The 21571-nt window shown below is 64.5% G+C and carries 20 protein-coding genes; 8 read left to right on the plus strand and 12 right to left on the minus strand.

The annotated features are described in order from the left end of the window. Window positions 1–95 precede the first annotated feature (95 nt). Complete coding sequence (locus AUR_RS06200; RefSeq protein ID WP_062097857.1) at window positions 96–791, plus strand: GNAT family N-acetyltransferase; 696 nt, start codon at window positions 96–98, stop codon at window positions 789–791. A 12-nt stretch (window positions 792–803) separates the two neighbouring features. Beyond that, window positions 804–3143 (plus strand): DEAD/DEAH box helicase, encoded by a 2340-nt coding sequence (locus tag AUR_RS06205; protein WP_062099330.1) that lies wholly within the window; start codon window positions 804–806, stop codon window positions 3141–3143. Between the two features lie 68 nt (window positions 3144–3211). Here AUR_RS06205 and AUR_RS06210 read toward each other — a convergent pair whose 3' ends face one another. The 7 genes from AUR_RS06210 to ssd form a co-directional block, all read right to left on the minus strand. Continuing rightward, window positions 3212–3523, minus strand: coding sequence for an Rv3654c family TadE-like protein (locus AUR_RS06210; protein ID WP_241650875.1), 312 nt, complete (start codon window positions 3521–3523; stop codon window positions 3212–3214). 89 nt (window positions 3524–3612) lie between these two features. After that, the gene (locus tag AUR_RS06215; protein WP_062097861.1) at window positions 3613–4005 is read right to left on the minus strand and encodes a TadE family type IV pilus minor pilin; all 393 of its coding nucleotides are present in this window, start codon (window positions 4003–4005) and stop codon (window positions 3613–3615) included. Then, window positions 4002–4379, minus strand: coding sequence for a DUF4244 domain-containing protein (locus tag AUR_RS20485; RefSeq protein WP_228145566.1), 378 nt, complete (start codon window positions 4377–4379; stop codon window positions 4002–4004). Before AUR_RS20485 ends, AUR_RS06215 begins: the two co-directional genes overlap by 4 nt. A 297-nt stretch (window positions 4380–4676) precedes the next feature. Further along, the gene (locus tag AUR_RS06225; RefSeq protein ID WP_062097863.1) at window positions 4677–5306 is read right to left on the minus strand and encodes a type II secretion system F family protein; all 630 of its coding nucleotides are present in this window, start codon (window positions 5304–5306) and stop codon (window positions 4677–4679) included. Next, window positions 5306–6142: a hypothetical protein gene (locus tag AUR_RS06230; protein ID WP_164888664.1), complete on the minus strand. Its 837-nt coding sequence runs from the start codon at window positions 6140–6142 to the stop codon at window positions 5306–5308. The genes AUR_RS06225 and AUR_RS06230 overlap by 1 nt, the downstream gene beginning before the upstream one ends. After that, on the minus strand, window positions 6139–7326 hold the full coding sequence (locus AUR_RS06235; RefSeq protein WP_128397080.1) for a TadA family conjugal transfer-associated ATPase: 1188 nt from the start codon (window positions 7324–7326) through the stop codon (window positions 6139–6141). The genes AUR_RS06230 and AUR_RS06235 overlap by 4 nt, the downstream gene beginning before the upstream one ends. Next, a complete protein-coding gene (gene ssd / locus AUR_RS06240) occupies window positions 7323–8429 on the minus strand; it encodes a septum site-determining protein Ssd (protein ID WP_128397081.1) in 1107 nt (368 codons plus the stop codon). The genes AUR_RS06235 and ssd overlap by 4 nt, the downstream gene beginning before the upstream one ends. Window positions 8430–8585: 156 nt before the next feature. On the opposite strand from ssd, the gene AUR_RS06245 reads away from it, so the two are divergent. From AUR_RS06245 to AUR_RS06255, 3 genes are all read left to right on the plus strand, one after another. Next, window positions 8586–10268, plus strand: a complete 1683-nt coding sequence (locus AUR_RS06245; protein ID WP_062099338.1) for a bifunctional 3'-5' exonuclease/DNA polymerase — start codon at window positions 8586–8588, stop codon at window positions 10266–10268. Window positions 10269–10312: 44 nt separating this feature from the next. Beyond that, a complete protein-coding gene (locus AUR_RS06250) occupies window positions 10313–11209 on the plus strand; it encodes a CHAD domain-containing protein (protein WP_062097868.1) in 897 nt (298 codons plus the stop codon). A gap of 151 nt (window positions 11210–11360) precedes the next feature. Next, window positions 11361–11561, plus strand: a complete 201-nt coding sequence (locus AUR_RS06255) for a YegP family protein (RefSeq protein ID WP_021473802.1) — start codon at window positions 11361–11363, stop codon at window positions 11559–11561. A gap of 38 nt (window positions 11562–11599) precedes the next feature. On the opposite strand, the gene AUR_RS06260 is transcribed toward AUR_RS06255, so the two are convergent. From AUR_RS06260 to AUR_RS06270, 3 genes are read right to left on the minus strand one after another with little or no spacing between them, the layout of a single operon-like run. Then, window positions 11600–12277, minus strand: a complete 678-nt coding sequence (locus tag AUR_RS06260; RefSeq protein WP_062097869.1) for an NUDIX hydrolase — start codon at window positions 12275–12277, stop codon at window positions 11600–11602. After that, a complete protein-coding gene (gene nth, locus AUR_RS06265) occupies window positions 12264–13067 on the minus strand; it encodes an endonuclease III (RefSeq protein WP_062097871.1) in 804 nt (267 codons plus the stop codon). Before nth ends, AUR_RS06260 begins: the two co-directional genes overlap by 14 nt. A gap of 9 nt (window positions 13068–13076) precedes the next feature. Beyond that, window positions 13077–14507 (minus strand): hypothetical protein, encoded by a 1431-nt coding sequence (locus AUR_RS06270; RefSeq protein WP_062097874.1) that lies wholly within the window; start codon window positions 14505–14507, stop codon window positions 13077–13079. A 467-nt stretch (window positions 14508–14974) separates the two neighbouring features. Here AUR_RS06270 and acs point away from each other — a divergent pair, with 467 nt between their 5' ends. Together acs and AUR_RS06280 are read left to right on the plus strand one after the other, a co-directional pair. Continuing rightward, window positions 14975–17014 (plus strand): acetate--CoA ligase, encoded by a 2040-nt coding sequence (gene acs, locus AUR_RS06275; RefSeq protein WP_062097880.1) that lies wholly within the window; start codon window positions 14975–14977, stop codon window positions 17012–17014. Between the two features lie 145 nt (window positions 17015–17159). After that, complete coding sequence (locus tag AUR_RS06280) at window positions 17160–17954, plus strand: DeoR/GlpR family DNA-binding transcription regulator (protein ID WP_062097882.1); 795 nt, start codon at window positions 17160–17162, stop codon at window positions 17952–17954. Window positions 17955–18169: 215 nt separating this feature from the next. On the opposite strand, the gene AUR_RS06285 is transcribed toward AUR_RS06280, so the two are convergent. Together AUR_RS06285 and AUR_RS06290 are read right to left on the minus strand one after the other, a co-directional pair. Next, window positions 18170–19189 (minus strand): LacI family DNA-binding transcriptional regulator, encoded by a 1020-nt coding sequence (locus AUR_RS06285; protein ID WP_021473794.1) that lies wholly within the window; start codon window positions 19187–19189, stop codon window positions 18170–18172. A gap of 14 nt (window positions 19190–19203) precedes the next feature. Continuing rightward, complete coding sequence (locus AUR_RS06290; RefSeq protein WP_128397083.1) at window positions 19204–20403, minus strand: Gfo/Idh/MocA family protein; 1200 nt, start codon at window positions 20401–20403, stop codon at window positions 19204–19206. A 197-nt stretch (window positions 20404–20600) separates the two neighbouring features. Between AUR_RS06290 and AUR_RS06295 the strand changes: the two genes are divergently transcribed. Then, window positions 20601–21563: a carbohydrate ABC transporter permease gene (locus tag AUR_RS06295; protein ID WP_062097888.1), complete on the plus strand. Its 963-nt coding sequence runs from the start codon at window positions 20601–20603 to the stop codon at window positions 21561–21563. The last annotated feature ends 8 nt before the right edge of the window (window positions 21564–21571 follow it).

Below are 21571 nucleotides of genomic sequence, written 5' to 3' on the forward strand. Positions count from 1 at the left end.
TTAGAATCCCGCGGCGAAGTCACAATTTCATAAGCACCCGCTAGCGGGCAGAACCGGCTCTGTTGCTTCCCGGAGCGCTGGCATACTCTCTCTACATGAGTCCAGACGCCTTGGTTGAAGACATCGCACACCTCTTGGAAGTCTGGGTAGCCGGGTGGACCGGCTGCCGGGGCTACGAATCACGGCAAGAGGGCCGTTTTCCTGCCGCGCTGCGCGCCGACAAGACAGGTGACTGGGAGTACTTTGCCCATGACCCTTCCGACGAGGAATTCGCTGCACTGGCTGCGAAAACCGCAGAAGCAGAGACCCGGATCCTGACGATCCTGACCAACGACGTTCAACGGTACAAGTACCTTGCCGAACAACACGGACTCAACGTCAACTCCGCTTCCCAGACCATGATGATCGTGGACATGGAGACCCAGGATGCCGAAGATCCCTGGCTTCCCGACGATGATCTTGAACTGGCCACCAGCGAGTCCAATGGCGTGCACTACGCCGTGGTCCATTCCGGTGAGCAGGTGGCCGCGAGCGGCCGGGTTTACGTGGTGAACGGCACAGCGGTGTTCGACAAGATCGTCACGGAGCCCGCCTTCCAGCGGCGCGGCTTGGGAACTTTCATCATGAAGGCACTGGCCGCCCAGGCTTTCTCGCACGACGTCGAGAACGGGCTGCTGCTGGCTTCGTTGGACGGGCAGAAGCTCTACTCCCACCTCGGTTGGGACGTGGTGTGCCACGTCCTCATGATGTCCGTGGGAAGCTCTGGAGGACCGGACCTTTCCGCGGAATGACAGAATGGGTTGGTGGCCGCACCATCCCTGATCCCCTTGCTGAGCCGGACAACCGATCCGGAGCAACTTCGCCACGTCCACACCATCCCGGCGCGCAAAGCCGTCAACGAGCCGTGGCCCGAATGGGTGCATCCGGACATCGTTGCCGCCTACCAAGGCCTGGGAATCCAGGAACCGTACCGGCACCAGGTGCAGGCAGCGGGTCTGGCCCACTCCGGCCAACACGTGGTCATCGCCACGGGCACCGCCTCCGGGAAGTCCCTCGCCTACCAACTGCCCGCTTTGGATGCGATCCACAGGTCTGAGCTCCGGGTCCTGTCCGAACCCGGCAAACTCCACGACGACGGCGCCGTGGCTTTGTATCTGTCCCCCACCAAGGCTTTGGCCGCCGATCAGCTCGCTGCCGTGCGCTCGTTGCGCTTGCCGACGGTCCGCGCAGAAACCTACGACGGCGACACAGACCAGTCGTCCCGGCGCTGGATCCGTGATCATGCCAACCTGATCCTCGCCAACCCCGACATGCTGCACTTCGGCATCCTGCCCAACCACGAGTGGTGGGCCAAGTTCTTCCGTAGGCTGCGCTACGTCATTGTGGACGAGGCCCACAGCTACCGCGGGGTGTTCGGTTCCCACGTCGCCAACTTGATGAGGCGGTTGCGGAGGGTCTGCGCTTATTACGGCGCAGGTACGTCCTTTCCCGAGCCCGTCTTCATCGCCGCATCCGCAACGGCGTCGGACCCCGGCGTGTCCTTCGGCAGGCTCATCGGAGCCCCCGCCCGGGAAATTTCGGAGGACTGCTCTCCGCACGGTTCCACAACGGTAGCCTTCTGGGAGCCGGCCCTGACCGAACTCAAGGGCGAGAACGGCGCCAAACAGCGGCGGACGGCAGTGGCCGAAACCGCAGATATCCTGGCCAACCTTGTTTCGTCCCGCGTCCGTACCATCGCCTTCATCAAGTCCCGCCGCGGCGCTGAGTCCATCGCCTCGATCACCAAGCGGCTGTTGGACGAGGTGGACCCGAGCCTGCCTGCACGGGTGGCGGCCTACCGTTCGGGCTATTTGCCGGAGGAACGCCGGGCCCTGGAGCAAGCGCTGCGGTCGGGTCAATTGCTGGGCGTCTCCAGTACCTCGGCACTGGAACTGGGAATCGACATCTCCGGCCTCGACGCCGTGCTCGTTGCAGGATGGCCGGGCACCAGGGCATCGCTTTTCCAACAGATCGGGCGCGCGGGACGCGCCGGGCAGGACGCCTTGGCTGCGTTCGTGGCCAGCGACGATCCCTTGGATACCTACCTCGTGAACCACCCCCAGGCCATCTTCGACGTATCGGTGGAGGCCACGGTCTTTGATCCCGGAAATCCATACGTCCTCGGCCCCCATCTGTGTGCCGCTGCCGCGGAATTGCCCATTGGACCGGCCGAACTTGATCTGTTCGGGCCCAGCGCTGAGGGACTCCTCGACCGGCTGGTCATGCAGGGTTACCTCAGGAAGCGCCCTGCCGGTTGGTTCTGGACGCATTCGGAAAGCGCCGCCGGAATGGTCAATCTCCGGGCCGACGGTGGCGGCCCCGTGAGCATCGTGGATGCCGAAACCGGCTCCCTCCTGGGCACCATGGATTCGCCACAGACGCACTACCAGGCCCACACCGGCGCGATCTATGTCCATCAAGGCGAAAGCTACCTCGTGGAGGAGCTCAACGAGGGCGATCATTGCGTCATGGTCCGGCGGGTGAACCCCGATTTCTACACGACGGCAAGGGACGTCACCCAGATCGAGGTGCTGGATACGAACCGGTCCGTCCAATGGGGCGATGTCACCGCACACTTCGGGGAAGTCAAAGTGACCACGCAAGTGGTGTCCTTCCAACGCAAGGCCTTGATCTCCAACGAAATCCTCGGTGAAGAACCGTTGGACCTTGGAGCCAGGGAACTCTTCACCAAGGCCGTGTGGTTTGTTGTCGAAAACCGGTCCCTGAACAATGCCGGCCTGGTTGAAGCCCAGTTCCCGGGAGCCTTGCACGCCGCGGAACATGCTGCGATCGGGCTCCTGCCATTGGTCGCGTCCAGTGATCGATGGGACATTGGAGGCGTCTCCACGGCGCTGCATGCTGACACCGGGCTGCCCACCATCTTCGTCTACGACGGGCACCCCGGAGGAGCAGGCTTTGCGGAGCGCGGCTTCGAGAAGGCCAAAACCTGGCTCAGCGCCACACGGGATGCCATTGCCGCCTGCGAGTGCGACGCCGGCTGCCCGTCCTGTGTGCAGTCCCCCAAATGCGGGAACAAGAACAACCCGCTGGACAAGGCAGCCGCCATCACACTTCTGGATGTCCTGCTGAAGCAAGCCGTCTGATCCGGTGCTCCCGTGCCCGTCCTACCCTCCGCGGTCCTACCCGTGCCAGAGCCGCAGCCCCGCAGACGCTAGGGCGGCGGTCCGGCCCGTGCCCGTCCAGTGGCTTGGCCAAACAGGAACGGTTGCAGCAGCTCCGTACTGACCTCGACGATCCCTTCCCCCAATGTCCCGCAACGAGTAGTACGGGCACCGTGCTCCGCCGCGACAGCCGATGCGACGGAACACGGTTCTCCGCTGGTCAGCCCGCGAGCGGCATCGGCGGCCGCAAGAGCCGATAGGTCCGCAGCTGTTGCCGCCCGTGAAGCCATGACGCCGGCCTGGGCCAACAGCAGCAGTCCCGCCAGCAGCGCGCCCAGGACTGCGACGAGGCCAAGGGACAAGATTGTTCCGGATCCGCGCTCAGCGAGGAACGCTTCACAACATTTCTCTGAACCCGTACCTGCCCTTCGGGTCATTCCGGAGGTACGTCTCACTTTCCCGGTACCTCTTGGCGAGCTATGGCCGTAGCACTCAGATCCCACGGAATCAGTGGGCCGACCGCTCCCCCTGCCCGGGCGGTGGCGGTAACGGAAAACCAGTCTCCGTCGCTTCCCACGTGCACGCTTGCTTCCTCTCCACCGATGCGCTGGACGATCCCTTGCACCTCCCCCTCGGTTTCTCCGCGGGCCAGGGCCCGAGCGCCGGCGCGCGCAGCTTCCTCCAGACGCAGCTGGGTGATACCTGCTGCACCCGCGGCCAACAGAAAGGCCAACAGCAGGATCACCGCGGGCAAGGTCACCGCCAATTCGGCCGTCACGGCTCCGGATTCCCTGCCGTCCACGTCATCCCTGCCGGCCAACCGGGCCCGGAGGTGTTGCCTCATGGCAAAGAGAGCGCGGTTCGAATCAGGTTGAGCAGGAACCCACGAACTTCATCGCTGCGCAGGAGCACCACCAGCAGCCCGGCGAGTCCAACGGCAGCGAGGGTAGCGATGGCGTATTCGGCCGTAGCCATCCCCGCTTCACCGGCCATGACCCGCCTGCGCATCCTGCTGACCAGGGAACGTCCGGCCGGTGACGTTCCAGCCGATGACGTTCCGGCCGGTGAAGTTCCGATCCGTGAAGTTCCGGCCGATGACGCCACCTGTAGGGAAGGCACGCCTTCCGGGATGTGCTGCGCTTGCGGGATGTGCTGCGCTTGCGGGATGTGCGGCGCTTGCGAGGCGAGGGACGGGCTGGCGCCGGTCGTCTGTGCCAACGGCCGACGAGCTTCCCCGGCTGCCTGCGGCAGGGGCTTCCGACGTGCCTCCCCCTCTGCCTGCGAATTCCTGGCACCTCGTCTGGCCGCAAAGGCCCCAAAGACAAAACGGCCCTGACGCCGATGCGTTCGACGAGCTGGCGAAGAGCTGGTGATGATGGTCAAGACATTCCTCTCGTAGATCCGGAAGATTCCGGTAAGACGACTCTTCCGGTCCGCGGATTACCTTTGAAGATCCCCGTTCGTTCAAGTGGAAAACCCACTGCCTGCACCTTCTGTGGAGGAGCAGTGTGAGCCTCAACCCGGGGGAAGCATGGCGATGAGGACGGGCACCACCCCGAGGCAAATGAAGGCCGGAAGCGAGCACAGGCCAAGGGGAATAACGAGTTTGACCCCCAGGGCGGCCGCGCGTTTCTCTGCAGCACGGAACTGCTCACGGCGTTCCCGGGCGGCCTGGGCATACAGGATCGATGCCGAGGGCGCACCGGTAAGTGCTGCGAAAGCCAACGCGTCACGTATACGGGCCACTTCGGGAGGTTGGCGGCCAGGTGTACTCCACGCTGTTTCCCAGTCCGTTCCCAAGAACAACGCGGCCACCACAGGCCTCAGGGAGTCGCGAACAGGAGTGGTGGCACTCCGTGCAATGAGTTCCAAGGCCCGCCCGATTCCTGCCCCGGAGTCCAGCATCGAGGCCATCAGCTCGAGCATCATAGCGGGATCGCGCAAACCGTCCGCTGCGCTCTCGTGAAGCGGCGCGGCATGACCCACGGAAATTTCAGAGTTCCTGGTGTGCGGCGTTGCCGGATGCCCGGCGCCGGTGAGACTCAGTCGTCTGCGGAACTCCGCACGCGGCCGTCGACGTTTCCCGAAGCCCACCACGACTGCCAGAAGCAGGCCCGCAAGCACCAACAGGGACATACCGGACATCAATCAGCCCCCGCCGCCGCAACCAAGCGCGCCGACCACAGGCGGCCTGCCATGGTCAGCACCAGCCCCGAGACGAACGTCGCCGTGCCCATGACGTTACCCAGCAGGATCCCCACGGGATCCACTCCCAGGGCCATCCCGAGCAACAGCCCAAAGACGGGGAGCCACGACAGGAGCCGGACGGTTGCCTTGGGTCCCGCCAAGGCAGTCTGCCGGGCAGCCTCGGCGTCCTCTTCCGCTTCCAGCTGGGCAGCAAAGCGCGCCAATAGCCCGGCGAGCGGACACCCGCTGATCTCCGCGATGTCGAGGCACGCGGCCAACTCAATCCAAACCCGCCGTTCCTTGCTACCGCGCACGGGATACACCCGGGCACACGCGCTCCTAATTGCTTGGGCCGGGGAACTGCCCACTGCTGCTACTGCACGGGCCGCGGCCAGTATCTCCAAAGATTCGCCGGAGACTACGGTTACAGCGCTTTGCCTTCCATCGCGGGAGGATCGGCGCCCAGGTACTCCCGTGCCACGGGGCATCGATGTATGCACGCGCCACAGCTCGTCCCACATCTGCAGTTGCGCCCGTCCGCCACGGAGAAGGGCAGCGAGCTGCTGCACCAGGACCACCATGGACACTGACGGGGTTCGTTCGGCAACGGCGCCCCTAAAACGGCCGGAAAGTCCTGCACGTTGCGCCCGCCCGGTTGCTGGCACGCCCGGCCCGGGTGGCGTTCCATCGCCAGTGTCAAGACGGCGTCGTATCCGCCGTGTGGCTGCATAAGCTCCCCGGAAGTGGAGAAGCACAGCAACAGTGGCGAACACGACGACGAACGCGGTACTCATGCATCAGCGCCGAGGGCCAAGCGTGCTGCCAGCAGCGGCCAGCCCGGACCGCGGGCCAGGCCGCTGTCCGTCAACGTCAGTGCAGGCACCACGGTCTGGCTGACACCAGCGTCGCTCACGATGCCAAGTGAGGAGACTCTTCGGCCCGTCTGCGAACGCTCCACGTGGATCACCAGATCCAAGGCACTGGCGACCTGCAACCGCACGGCCTCCGCGCTCAACCCTGCTAGCGCGCCCAATGCGATCAACCGTGCAGGGACCGCCTGGGCCGTATTGGCATGGATGGTCCCGCCCCCGCCCGTGTGACCGGTGTTCAGCGCGGTCAGAAGTTCACGGACCTCCGCTCCCCTGCATTCGCCCACGATCAACCGGTCCGGCCGCATCCGGAGAGCCTGCCGCACCAATTCACCAAGATCCAGCGCGCCGCCCCCTTCAAGGTTTCCATGCCTGGACTCAAGGGTCACCACGTGGGGGTGGACGGGGTTGAGTTCGGCTGCGTCTTCGATCAGGACAAGTCGTTCGGAGGGATCGCTGAGGCCCAGCAAGCTGGACAGAAGGGTGGTCTTCCCCGAGCCTGTGGAGCCGCTGACGAGGAAGCTGAGGCGGTGCCTGATGATCGCCTTGAGAACGTCCTCTATCTCTTCGCAGAACATTCCTCCTGCCCGCAATTCGGTGATGGTGAATGTTTCTTCCCGCCGAATACGGATGGAGAGCAGGGTGCCAACGGTGGAGATGGGCGGGAGCACTGCATGCACCCGGTAGCCACCGCTGAGGCGAACGTCCACGCAGGGTGAGCCGTCGTCCAAGCGACGCCCGCCAGCGGCTACCAAACGTGAGGCAAGTGACCGTACTTGGGCTTCTGTGTCGAACCTGACGGCCGAGCGCTCCAAACCGCTGCCCCTGTCCAACCAGACGGAGTCGGGCGCGTTGACGAAGATGTCGGTGACCGCTGGATCGCGGACCAGGGGCTGCAGCGGACCCAGGCCGTTGAGTTCGGCGTTGATCGTCTCGGCCGCTTCCAAAGCCCCTGCTGTGCCAAGGAGCTTGCCGCTGGCTTGGACAGCTGCTGCCACGGTGGAAGGGGTGACGGGGCCGCGTCCTGCCAGCACCGACTCCCGAACTGTCTCGAGAAGGACCGCGTCAAGACGTCGGTGTTCCCGTCCGCGGTTGTCCCTTCGGTTCACCGGTCGCCACCGTTCAATCCAAGTGCCGCCTCGGCAAACCGCCTGACGGGCCGGCGCCGTCCAAGTTCCAGGAGGCGTCCCTGCTCCGTCCCGGCCCCTACTCCACGGAGGTCCGGTACCACTCCTGCCAGCGGAATTCCCAGGGCATCGGCCACAAGGTGAGGGTCTGTTGGGTCCGATCCAGCGGCGCGGACAAGCAGCCCTGTGTCGGTAGGTGGCACCTCGTTGAGGACCCTTGCGGTTGCGACGGCGGATTTCAGGTGCGTTGTGGTGAGAAGCAGTATCCGGTCACAGTCCCAGGCGAACGCCTGCAATCCTTCCTGGTTCCGGGCAATGTCAATGACAGTCAGTTCGAATGCCCGGCGGGCCGCATCGAGAACGGCAGATGCGGAAGCCGGATCCGTGCTTTCGAACGGCTCGCGCCTACCGGGCCAGGACAAAAACGCGAAGCCTCCAGCCGTGGGCAGGGAGTCCCTGAACTGGCCGGGATCGATGCTGCCCCTTGTCGCGGCGAAGTCCGGCCACCTCAGTCCCGGCAGGGACTGGTCGCTGACAGCCAGTTCCACCCCGCCTCCCCACGGGTCACCGTCCACCAATAGGGTAGCGACGCCATGGTTGGCCGCGGCATGGGCCAACCAGATGGCTGCAGTCGTGGCGCCGGATCCTCCCCTCCCACCGACCACCCCCACCATGGTTCCGCCGGGCTCCGGGGCGCTGGCCAGGCTCAGGTGCTCGGCAAGCCATGCCGCGGCCTCCGGCAGCGCCGCAACACGCTCTGCTCCCAGGACCGCTGCCAGCCTCCACAATTCTTCGGCTTCGGCGGACCGGCCCAACAGGACTGCCGGGGCTCGCCTGCGTGGCGGCGTCTCCCTGACGTCACTGCCTACGATCAGAACATCGGCCGTGTCCCATCCCGAAAGCGCCTCTTCCACCCGTTCGACCGTGCGCAGCCTCCCGCCGGACGCCGCCACGATGCGCACGGCTTCATCCTGCAGGTATGGGTCGGCTGAAACGAGCAGGATGTCAGCGGCGGCAGGCGGTATCCAGGGATCCCCTGAGGCTTCACTGTGTGGTGGTCGTGGCCGTTGTTGTCTTCTGCCCATGGAAGCCAGCCTCGCTTGTGTCCGGGCCGGGAAGTAAGGCTTGACCGGGCGTATGTGGACAAGCCCGGGACCCCGAGGCTGTGGAGGAACAGTCACCCGGGCTTTACAGGCCCTGCGCGTACAACGCGTCCCGCGCCGCAAGGCAGAATGGACTCCATGTATTTGTTGCTCGCCGCCCACCAGGACGGCGCAGCTATTCAGAGGATTTCCCCTTCCGGAAAGCCCACATCCGATGCGCGCCCCGTCACCAAAGGTGAGCTGCCCGGCGTCGTACGTGAACTGGAACTGCAGCGGCCCCGCTGGGTGTGGAGCCGCGCCCAGGATTGGTACCCCGAACTGCTGGCCCGGGGTGTTGAACTGGAGCGCTGCCATGACTTGGCGCTGTGCGGATCGATCCTCGCCAATTCCGCCCTGACCGCCCACACGGAGTACGCGAAGAACGCTGAAAAGCTCGTCCAGGATGACGACACAACCCCTGCCAGGGCCCTGCAACCGCCGCCCCCGCCAAGTACGCAAGGGGCCCTCTTCGAGGACATCAAACCCGTTGTGGCGGGCGTGGTTGAGTTGCGGAACGAGTTCGCCGCCCAGCAGGCCGCCCTAGCGGACGTCGATGATGCTGATCTATCCAAGCGGCTGCAGCTGCTCCTCGCCGCAGAATCGGCAGGCGCGATCATCGCCGTCGAAATGCAGCACGCCGGCGTTCCATGGCGCGAGGAACTGCATGAGCAGATCCTCACCGAAGCCCTTGGCCCGCGGCCTCCGCTGGGCCACCGGCCACCCGCGCTTGAGGCGCTGTGCAACGAGTTACGGCACATGCTCAATTCGCCCGCGTTGAACCCGGATTCGCCCCAGGACCTCATGCGGGCCCTGCACCGCAACGGCATCGAGGTCAAAAGCACCCGCAAGTGGGAACTCCAGCAGTCCGGCCACCCCGCCATCCAACCGCTGCTGGCGTACAAGCAACTGTCCCGCCTCCACACCGCCAATGGCTGGACCTGGCTGGATACCTGGGTTCGCGACGGACGCTTCCATCCCGAGTACGTAGTTGGCGGCGTCGTCTCCGGCCGTTGGGCGTCGCGGGGCGGCGGAGCCCTGCAAATTCCCAGGAACATCCGTGCGGCCGTCCATGCAGAACCCGGACACAAGCTCATTGTCGCCGACGCATCCCAGCTGGAACCGAGGGTTCTGGTGGCCTTGGCGCAGGACACGAAGATGGCGGAGGCCGCGCGGGACAAGGACCTGTATGCGGGCATCGCCGCGCAGGGGTTCGGCGGCGACCGCCAAAAAGCCAAGGTGGCGCTTCTGGGCGCAATATACGGAGCCACCACGGGTGAATCCGGCCGTTTGATGCCCCAGCTTGCCCGCACGTATCCGCGTGCTGTCGGCTTCGTTGAGCAGGCGGCGCGCGAAGGCGAGGCGGGGCGTACGGTGACCACCCGGCTGGGTCGCAGCAGTCCCGCGCCTTCCCTCGGTTGGTTGCGCAGCCAGCAGTCCACCACCGCCGAGGAACAGCGGCGGGCAGACACCATCGCACGCTCGCGCGGACGCTTCACCCGAAACTTCGTGGTGCAAGGTTCCGCGGCTGAGTGGGCTGCGTGCTGGCTGGCGGAATTACGACGCCGGTTGCGAACCTTCAGGGCAGAAGGACGTCCCTCGGGTGAACTCGTCTTTTTCCTGCACGACGAAGTGATGGTCCATGCGGCGGACGATGCGGTGGAGGCGTGCGTGGAGGCTATCCGGGAAGCAGCCGATGCCGCCAAGGAACTCATGTTCGGCCGGATTCCCGTGGAGTTCCCGGTGAGCATCGCCGTCGTCGACTCCTACGACAAAGCGAAGTAGCCCCGGCCTTGAAGCCCGCCGCATCACGGATGGAAACTGGCTGCATGGCTTCGGAAGTCCGCGAATCCCTGGACGCCTACCTCGCCTTTCAGATCGCCGAGGTGCAGCGTTCCATGCCCCTCATTTCGGCGGCCGACCAGGAAGCTGTCCACAGCGCCCGCCTCGCCTTGCGGCGGCTGCGGTCCGGGATTTCCTGCTTTGGCATCTTCCTGCCCCCTGCCCCGCCGGAGGCGCGCCACGGAATCAGGTGGCTTGCGACGTCCCTGGGTGAGGCGCGGGACCTGTTTGTCCTGGCCCAGCGCGTGAAGCTGTGGTTGGACGCCCCGGTGCCGTGGCGGTCGGCAGAGATCCTCCGCACCGCCGTCGAGGGTCTGGTGGAGCGAAGCAACAGCATCGCCCGTCACGTTGCCGGCGATCTACGTGCCAGCAGGGCGATAACGGATTTTGCTGGCCTCCCGTCTCACGGAACGGGGCCGAATGGGCCCACCGACGGGCAAGCCATCGCCTGCCTGCACCGTCAGTGGGAGGTGATGCAGCAGCGAATCGCCGAAGCAGAGAAATCCCGCTCCGGCTCCGCACGAAATGAACTCCTCCACGACGCCCGGAAGGACGTCAAAAGACTCCGTTATGCCCTGGAGGCCGTTGCCGGGGCGCTCGGTCCCGGTTCCCTACTCATCCTTCAGCCGGCCGTTGCCCTCCAGCGGGTTCTCGGAGAACACCACGACGCCGTTGCGAGCCTGGCGTGGATGGACACCCTCGCCGTGGACCGGGGAATTGACGCATCGGACCTGGACCAGCTTCGCCACATGGAAGCACGGCGCTTGGAAGAAGCAGAGAGGGAGTACAGCCGGACCCTGCTGGAAACACCTGTTCCCGCACCGGGAGCCGTGCTTTCATCTGACGGCGCAGTACCCGCCGTTCGGCTCCAGGACCAGTCATAAGACGCTTTGTGATGGACCATGACCACCCCCATGACGGGTACTCGGAAGTAACTTTAATTCCTCGCCGCTTCTGGATACGGTCTCTTGTGTGGCCTGCAACACAAGGTCACTCAACGTATGCAAAGACGCATTTTGACAAGGGGGATCAGCGATGGCTGGCAGATTCGTAATTGTTCGGGACAACGACGGCACGTACCGCTTCCGCCTTACGGCAGCGGACGGAACCGTGGTGGCGGAATCGCCCGCATACAAGCACCTCAAGGGCGTCGTGGAAGGCATCCACGCGGTACGCGAAAACGCAGCAACGGGACTGATCGTGGACCGTTCAAGCACTGCCCGGGAGGCAGCCTGACATAGCCGTGGGACTGCCAGGGGCAGGGTTGGCAAGCGTCAGAGATCGACGTCGTAAAGCTTGCCTTCGTCCCAAGGCACGGTCCAGCCGAGCTCATCGAACAGCCCGCTGAGGACCATGCCCGTGAACCCCCAGACCAGGACGCCGTTCACCGTGAAACCAGGACTGGTGAAGGTGCGTCCCATGCGGCTGATGGTGGCCGTCACCCGGTTGGCGGGATCCAGCAGGTCCCGGACAGGAACGCGGAACACCTGCGCCGATTCGGCGTAATCCACTACACCCACCGGTGACGGGGAGTCCCACCAGGCCACAACGGGAGTGACCCGGAAGTTGCTGCGCGTGATGCCCAACTCCGGGATCACTCCCAGAACGCGCACTCCTGCGACGTCCAGTCCGGTCTCCTCAACGGCTTCCCGGAGGGCGGCAGCAACCACTGATTCATCCTCGGGGTCTACACTGCCACCCGGGAAAGCCACTTGGCCTGGATGGTCGTCCAAGGTATGTGCCCGTTCCAAAAGGAGGACATCGAGGTCTGCCGGTGCAATGGGACGATCCGATTCGGCCGGGACATCGTCCAGCTTTCCAAAGAGCATCAACACCGCCGCAGGCCTGTTCGTCTCCGCGCTGACCGGCAGCTTGGCCCACTGCCCGGCGTGGCTTTGCCCGCCACCCTCGAAACGGGCAACCAGCGCTGATAAATCCTCAAACGCCGTCAACGGGCCTCCTCTGGGACTCCATCCGGATCTCGGCGGCCCGGTGTGTTTCTGCCAGCAACTGCTCCAGCAATGCTTCGTTGCCGGGCGCCAACTCGTATTTAAGCAGCTTCGCGGCTTTGACCGGATCTGTTTCGCCGTCACCGTAGCTAGGGCACAAGCTCGCCACCGGGCACGCCCCGCAAGCCGGTTTCTTCGCGTGGCAGATCCTCCGGCCGTGGAACACCACACGGTGGGACAACATGGTCCAATCGCGCGGCTCGAACAACTCTGCAACGTCGAACTCAACCTTGACCGGATCCTCCGATGCGGTCCACCCGAACCGCCTTGCCAGGCGGCCGAAGTGGGTATCCACCGTGATACCGGGGACTCCGAAGGCATTGCCCAGGACCACGTTGGCAGTCTTCCGGCCAACGCCGGGCAGGGTTACCAGATCCTCCAGGCGGCCGGGGACCTGCCCGTCGAACTCGTCCACCAGCCGGTTGCATAGGGCGAGGACGTTCCGGGCCTTGGCACGGAAGAACCCCGTGGGTTGCAGGATGGTCTCAAGTTCGACGGGGTCTGCTTCCGCCATGGAACGGGCGTCCGGATAGCGGGCAAACAGGATCTTGGTGACCTGATTTACCAGGACATCCGTGGTTTGGGCAGAAAGGACCGTGGCCACCACAAGCTCAAAGGGGTTGCGGAAGTCCAGCTCGGCATGTGCGTACGGATACTTCTCCGCGAGCACCCTGTTGATCTTGCGTGCGCGGCGCTTGAGCGCGAACGGGGAACCAGCGTCAGTGATGGCCACGGCGTCCTGCTAACCGCGTTCGATGTTGCTGAGCTCCCTGAGGACCCCAAGCTTGCCGTCGGTGTCCTGCACCAGGAACTCATGGCCGCGGTCCTCGAGAGCCAACACCCAACCACCGGGTTGAATGACGAACGCAGGAGCGCCGGTCCTCTGGTCATAGGCCGTTCGCGGCTGGGCTACGGCGAACCAGAAAGCCTCGTAGTGCGGCGCGTCCTGGGACTCGTCGGGTCGGCTCGCGGGATCCACTGTTGCGCCGATGGAGTCGCTGACGGTCCGGGTGTCGGACGAAACGATCGGCGTCGCCATGGTCGCTGCCCATGGACGTTCATTGGATTGCTGCTGGGCGGCCGACTGGCCGACCTGTTCGGCCGCAGCCTGTCGGGATGCTGCCTGCTGCGCAGCTGCTTCCTGGGCGGCTCCCGGCTGGGCGGCCGCCGGCTGGGTGGCTGACGGTTCGGCGGCTGACGGTTGGCCGGCTGGGTGGCTGACGGTTCCCGGCTGGGCGGTTCCCGGCTGGGCAGCTGCAGGCTGGTCCCCGCCTTGGGCTGCAGCGGCGGGAGTACCGGCCGCGGTTCCGAGGGCTGCGGAGGAAAAGCCGGGCTCCCGGGAGGCAGGTTCCTGCGCACCTTGCTGCGGGCCCCGCGCGGACTGGTCTGCGGTCCTCGGCGCTGCTTGCGTCGCCGGCGCAGAGTGGGTCACAGGCGTGTGGGCGGAAGGCTGCTGGCTCCCGGTCTGCTGCGCAACAGGCGTCTGCTGCGGAACAGGGGCCTGCGCACCCGAAGCCGAGGCCGAACCGGTGAATCCGGGGACTGCCGGGCCAACACCGGACTTGCCGTCCTTGGGCACCTTCGGTGCCTTGGGCGCAGCCGGTTTGCGGGTGGGAACAGCGGCTTGCCGGGCCACGACGTGCGCTGGTGTTTCGGCACGGCCCTTGAAGTCGACCGAGAGGAAGGGAAGGTGCGGCCCAAGGACCGTGGCGGCAAGCAGGCCCACGGAGCCCACGAGGCCCAGCAAAACGCTGCCATTAAAGGAGTCCGCGATCGTCAGGAAAAACAGGGGCAAGGCAAAGGCAGCGGTGACTGAGGCGAACTGGTCAATGGACAGGGAGCCGATGCGGATGTTGGTGCCGGGCTGGAGGCGACGTGCCACAAAAAGTGCGGCAACCACCAGCGGAAGGATGACCCCCAACAAGAGGAAGAACAGGTTGCCCAGGTTCCACAGGTTGTAGCGACCGCCAAACATGGGAAGCAGCGACGCAATGAACATCAACAGGACGGAACCAAAGACCGTCAAGTCCCTGACCGTGAACGGACCGGCGACGGCTTCAAACTTGCCGGCTGCCCCGGACGTGGTTGCCGTGCTGTCAGGTGTGGCCGTTCCAGCGTTGGTGTCCGTTCCCGAGGATTGCGAGTCGTGCGGGCCTGGTCTCAGCTGGTTCATCTAATCTCCTTCGTGCGGCGTCGTCCTGGGCAGTCCGGACCGGCTGTTCCGCGGCATTCCGCAGCCCAACCTGACACGCCTCTGGCGTCCCCAAGACTTATTCAGCCTATGCCACCCCACAGACACTGACCTAGCCAAAAACGGTCCTCCGGCTTCGCCCTCAGCAAACTCAAAGGCTACTTACGGATGGGCGCAGGAATGCGTGGCCCGCGACCAGCGAAACGAGTACCGCCGTCGTCGTCATGAAAGCGGTTCCCAGCCACCCAACGCGCCATTCGGCGCCAAATTCTTACCGCTCACTGACGCATTTGTGATGACGCACACGTAGGACCTCTCGAAAGGGATAGTGTTGATGGCGGACAGCGCTGCAGCCCCCGCCCAGGGCCAGTACGACGCCGGAACACGGCTTGTGCGGGACCCCGCGGACGGCGGTTGCGGCTTAGATCGCGATGAATGATGAGGTTCACATGTCCCAGGACACCACCGGATCAACGGCAACCGCAGCACCTTCGGCCGCCGGAGGCCAGGCCCGCCAGGATGCCCTTGAAAACCTGCTTCAGGAGAACCGTAAGTTTGCGCCGTCGGCGGAGTTCACGGCGAATGCGGTGGTAACGGCTGATGAGTACGCTAAAGCTGATGCGGACCGGCCTGCGTTCTGGGCGAATAAGGCGCGTGAGCTTCTGACGTGGAGCAAGGACTTCGATCAGGCGCTGGATTGGTCCAACCCGCCGTTTGCAAAGTGGTTCGTTGGCGGGGAGGTCAATGCCGCTTACAACGCCCTGGACCGGCACGTGGAGAATGGCCTGGGCGACCGGGTAGCGATCTACTTCGAGGGCGAACCGGGCGATACCCGCACGTACACGTACGCGGAGCTCACCGAAGAGGTGAAGAAAGCCGCGAACGCTTTCGAGTCCCTGGGCGTTGCCAAGGGCGACCGGGTGGCCGTGTACCTGCCGATGATTCCCGAGGCCGTCATCACCATGCTTGCCTGCGCCCGGATCGGCGCGGTCCACTCCGTGGTCTTCGGAGGGTTCTCCGCTGATGCTTTGCGGTCCAGGATCGAGGACGCCGAGGCCAAGCTCGTGGTCACCGCCGACGGCACGTACCGCCGCGGCAAGCCCTCCCCGCTCAAGCCGGCCGTGGACGAAGCACTCTCTGCTATGGAAAACGGCGACGGCCACTCAGTGAACAACGTGGTTGTGGTTAAGCGCAACGGCGAAGACGTCAACTGGGTGGACGGCCGCGACCTCTGGTGGTCCGAAACGGTTGATAAGGCACCCAGCGAGCACACCGCCGTCGGGCACGATTCCGAGCACCCGCTATTCATCCTTTACACCTCCGGCACCACGGGCAAGCCCAAGGGCATCCTGCACACCACCGGCGGCTACCTGACCCAGACCGCCTACACGCACAGGGCCGTATTCGATCTGCACCCGGAAACGGACGTGTACTGGTGCACCGCCGACGTCGGCTGGGTCACCGGGCATTCGTACGTAACCTACGCCCCGCTTATCAACGGCGCCACCCAGGTCATGTACGAAGGCACCCCGGACTCCCCGCACCAGGGCCGCTGGTGGGAAATCGCCGAAAAGTACAAGGTCTCCATCCTCTACACCGCCCCCACGGCCATCCGTACGTTCATGAAGTGGGGACGCGAGATCCCTGCCAAGTACGATCTCTCCGCCATCCGGGTCCTGGGCTCCGTGGGCGAACCCATCAACCCCGAAGCCTGGATGTGGTACCGCGAGGTCATCGGCGGCAACGGCGGCAAGAAAGCCAATCCAGCCCCGATCGTGGACACCTGGTGGCAAACCGAAACCGGTGCCCAGATGATCGCCCCGCTTCCCGGGGTCACCTCCACCAAACCCGGCTCCGCCCAGGTTCCCCTGCCCGGCATCGCCGTGGACGTCGTGGACGAAAACGGCGCCTCGGTGGCCAACGGCGAGGGCGGCTACCTCGTGGTCCGCGAACCGTGGCCCTCCATGCTCCGGGGAATCTGGGGCGACCCGGAACGGTTCAAGGACACCTACTGGTCCCGGTTCGAAGCCATGTACTTCGCGGGGGACGGCGCCAAGAAGGACGAAGACGGCGACGTCTGGCTGCTGGGCCGCGTGGATGACGTCATGAACGTCTCCGGCCACCGTCTCTCCACCACCGAAATCGAATCGGCCTTGGTCTCCCACCCCGCTGTTGCTGAAGCAGCAGTAGTCGGAGCCGCGGACGACACCACCGGACAAGCCGTCGTCGCGTTCGTCATCCTCCGCGGTGACGCCACCAACAAGGGCGACGAAACCGTCCTGGAACTGCGCAACCACGTGGGCAAGGAAATCGGTCCCATCGCCAAGCCCAAGCAACTGCTCATCGTGCCGGAACTGCCCAAGACCCGCTCCGGCAAGATCGTCCGCCGCCTCCTCAAGGACATCGCAGAAGGCCGCGACACCGGAGACGCCACCACCCTGGCCGACCCCTCGATCATGAAGCAGATCGCCGAGTCGCTGCGCAAGTAACGTCCCTTCCCTGCCGGGAACCACGGCGCCGCCCACCACACCAGGTGAGCGGCGCCGTCGTCGTTCTGTGCACTCAGCCAACGGAATCCCGCCCTAGACTGTAGCCAGACGACTCCCTCCCTCGAGGCCCCCAAGAAAGGCCCTGATGCTTCAGGCAGCACGCCACTCCGCCATCCTCGAAGCCGTGCAACGCGAACGCGTGGTGCGTGTCTCGGATCTGGCCCAGTTGTTGGGCGTTTCCCCCATGACGGTCCGTCGGGACATTGAGGCCCTGGAAGAAACCGGGCGTGTTGAGCGCATCCATGGCGGCGCCAAGCTTCCCGGAGATGCGGGCACCCACGAACCCGGCTTTGAACTGAAGTCCACCCGGCTGATGTCCGAGAAGCATGCCATTGCCGTTGAGGCGGCTGCGCTGGTGCAGGAAGGCATGGCCGTCGGGCTCAGCGCCGGGACAACCACGTGGGCGCTGGCCCAGGAGCTCGTCCACGGCCCTCGCATCACGGTGGTGACCAACTCTGTCCGGATCGCGGACCTGTTCCACCACGGCGCGTCGTCCGGTCCGGGACGGTTCGGCTCCACAGTGATTCTGATCGGCGGCGAGCGCACGCCGTCGGATGCCCTGGTAGGTCCGATCGCAACGTCGTCGCTGAAGCAGCTGCATTTGGACGCGCTGTTCCTCGGCGTGCACGGCATGGATGCGCAGGCCGGCTTCACTACGCCCAACCTGCTTGAAGCCGAAACCAACCGGGCCTTCATGGCATCGGCCCGCAGCACCGTGGTCCTGGCCGACCACAGCAAATGGGGTGTTGTAGGCATCGCTTCCATAGCTGCCCTTGAGGAGGCGGACGAACTTATCACCGACTCCCTGCTCGGTGACGATGCCCGCAAGGTGCTGGCCGAGAATGTGGCCAAGCTCCGGATCGCCGGCGCACCCAACTAGGTCGCATTTGTGCGCGTTCTGAGCCTTCACAACGCGCTCAGCTGCGACCTGGATGGGTCTTGCGCCGGCCTCCCCTACCGACGCTCTATCACTTTCCGCAGCGTTCAGGCCGACCCTCTATCACTTCCTTGAGAGGAGTGATAGAGGGAAGCCCTCAACGGGTGATGATGTGACAAAGGACCGCCCGGGAAGGGGGTGGGACGTGAGAGAGGAAGCTAGGGGCAACCGCAGGACTGCCGGATGATCAGTTCGGTGGGCAGGATGTGGTGCTGGAGCTCCTCCCCACGGTTCGCGCCCACGAGTGACCGGACCGCGGCCTCGGCCATTGCCTCGATGGGTTGCGAAACGGTGGTCAGCGCCGGCCAGCTGTACTCGGCGTCGAGGGAACCGTCGAAGGAGACCAGCGCGATGTCCGCGGGAACCCGCACACCGGCTTCGTGAAACGCGCGCAGTATGCCGATGGCCTGCATGTCACTGCTGGCAAAGATCGCCGTTGGCCGGTTGGCCATGGCCAGGAACCGCTTGCCCACCTCGTAGCCGCCGGATCTGCTGAATTCCCCGTGTATCAGTGGCCCGTCGGGCAGCCCTGCCGCACGCAGGGCGGCCAACCAACCGGCCTCACGCCCATCCAATTGATTGCCGGTATTGGTGCCGATCGCCAGGCCGATGCTGGTGTGGCCGTGGCCGATCAAATGCTCCACGGCAGCACGGGCACCTGCTTCCAAATCCACTCCGACGCTACTGAAACCGGGAGGCGAACCAAGGTTGTTCAGCAGCACCGACGGAATGTCGGTGGCCTCCAGGTCCGTCAGGTCCGGGTCGAAAACACAGCTTGCCAGGAAAACCCCATCCACCTGCCGCGCCGCCAAGGTGTGGATGTTTTTGCGTTCACGGGTCAGGCTGCCGTTCGAGTTGGCGAGCACCATGCCGTAGCCCAGCGCGGCGGCAGCTTCTTCCACGGCATGCGCCAGATGGGTAAAAAACGGGTTCGTGTTGTCCGGAACCACCACGCCGATAGTCTCGGTCGACCCCAGCTTCAACGCCCGCGCAGCCGCGTTGGGCCGGTATCCGAGGATTCGGATGGCGTCCCGCACCTTGGCTTCGGTGGCCGGCGCCACGTTCTTGGGACCGCCGTTCACAACGTAACTCACGACGGCGGTACTCACCCCGGCGTACCGGGCCACGTCCTTGCGGGTCACAGGGCCGCGCGGGGTTTGTACAGCAGAAGTGGTCATGGGGTAAATGCTAGCTACATCGCAGGAGCGTCGCCGAAGTCCCTGATGGGAAGGCGCTCGCCTCCGCGCAACGCGGACTGGTGCGCCACGATGCCGGGAAGGGTATACCGCGCAGCAACCCAGGCATTGACGGGTGGCAGCTGGTTCTTGTTGACGGCAGTGACGAAGTCGTCCACGAGGAACTGATGGCTGCCCTCGTGGCCGTTGGGGGCACCGAGGAACTCCTGCGGAAGCCGGGCCGGCTCGTGGACGGGCGCAAGACCGGAGATGAAAGCGTCCCGAAGTTCAGGGGCTACGCCCGCCAGGGACAGATCGTCAGGTGACATGGTGGGTTTCGTTTCAACCTGGTCCGACACATCGGTGACGCCCTGTTTGTCCTGCCACAGTGTGGTGGTCACGAGCTGTTCGAAGCTTGCCTCGGTGCCGAAATAGCGGAACCGTGACTCCCGGATGTGGGAGGGGTACCCCACCCGGCGCATCTCATTGGTGCGCATCGCACCGCCGTCGTTCATTTCGAACAGGGCCGTTGCGTTGGAGAAGTCGTTGGCGAACATGCTGACGTCCTTGTCGAAGACTCCGTCGTTCCGCTGGTCCTTGACTCCGATGCAACTGACGCTGACCGCATGTCCGGGGACAGCACCCAGAACCCCGCCTATTGCGTGGGTGGGATACAACATGGGCGGGTAGCTGGCGGTCTCCTTCCAACGGTCGCCGCCGCTGTACTGGTAGGCCTCATAGAAACCAAGGTCCATGTCATGGACGTAGTCCCCCTCGGTGTAGAAAATGCGGCCGAACTTTCCGGCTTCCTGCTGTTTCCTGGCGAAGACCGTGGCGGGGTTGTAATAACTCGTTTCACCCATCATGTAGACGAGCTTGGTTTCCCGGACGGCGGTGATGATGCGCTCGATTTCTTCCTCGGAAACGGCCATCGGCACGGCGGAGTAGACGTGCTTTCCGGCGCGCAGCGCCCGTTCAACCAAAGGGCCATGCGTCCATCGCTGGGTAAAGATAGCGACCGCATCGACGTCGGAGGCCAGCAGTTCGTTGAAGGAGGCCATGGTGCCGTCCAAGCTCCATTGCTCCCGGGCGGCCAGCGCCCTCTCGGGGCGTTCATCCACCGCGTAGACCGCGCTGACACCGGGGTGGAGCTTGAACAAGTGCGCGAATTGGCCGCCGAACTGGCCGACGCCCAAGACACCAATCGAAAACGACATTCTGCCCTCCTGAGCTGCGTTGCCTGGGATTGAGGCGCCCGTAGAAGGGCGTGATGTGAGTCTCCCACCACTATCTACTCGAGTCAACTAAGGAGGCTTATCACATCAATAAACTAGGCAAGACCTTGCTTAACAAGTTTCTACTCGTGTAGATTCAGCAGCGTTGTTACCCGCATCACAGTCAGGAAGTGTCGACGATGACCACACTCACCAAGCCTCCGGCCAGCGCAGCCAAGCGCTCCGGACGCAAGCAGGGGCCCGGGAACGCACCCGTCAAACGCAGCATTACCAGCCGCCTCGGCGACCTTCGGATCGCAATCCTCTTCATCCTTCCGGCGATGGTTGGCTTCGTGGCCTTCTTCCTGGTCCCCACCATCCGCGGCATCTACCTCAGCTTCACGGAATACAGCATCCTGGGTGAGCCGACGTGGATCGGGACTAAGAACTACTCGGCACTCTTCCAGGACGAACTGTTCTGGAACGCCATGGGAGTCACCCTCCAGTACGTGGCGCTCAACATCGGATTCCAGACCGTCATCGCGCTGGGGCTCGCGCTGCTGATGCACCGGGTAGCGAAATCCACTTTCATCCGTGGCGCCCTGCTGCTGCCGTTCCTGGTAGCCAACGTCATCGTGGCACTTGTGTGGTTCTGGATGCTGGACTACCAACTGGGCATCGTCAATGAAGTCATGAGCTGGATCGGGCTCCCCCGGGTGGCCTTCTTCGGCAGCGAGCAATGGGCCATCCCCACCATCGCGTTCGTCAATGTCTGGCGGCACATGGGCTACACGGCACTGTTGATCTTTGCCGGCCTACAGGCCATCCCCAACCACCTGTACGAGGTAGCAAACCTCGACGGCGCCTCACCCACCCGGACATTCTGGAGCATCACCATGCCCCTGCTCCGGCCCGTGCTGGTTCTGGTGCTGGTGGTCACTGTCATCGGATCGTTCCAGGTCTTCGACACCGTGGCCGTCACCACCAACGGCGGGCCCGTCAACGCCTCCCGCGTGATCCAGATGTACATCTACCAAAAAGCCTTCGGCGAGTCGGACTTCGGCTACGCCTCCGCACTGTCCGTCATCCTGTTCATCATTCTCGCCCTGGTGGCCTTCATCCAGATGAAGTTCCTCAAGGGCAACGAATCGGACCTGGACTAAGGAACCGC

The sequence above is a fragment of the Paenarthrobacter ureafaciens genome, from assembly GCF_004028095.1.
Classification (GTDB): Bacteria; Actinomycetota; Actinomycetes; order Actinomycetales; family Micrococcaceae; genus Arthrobacter; species Arthrobacter ureafaciens.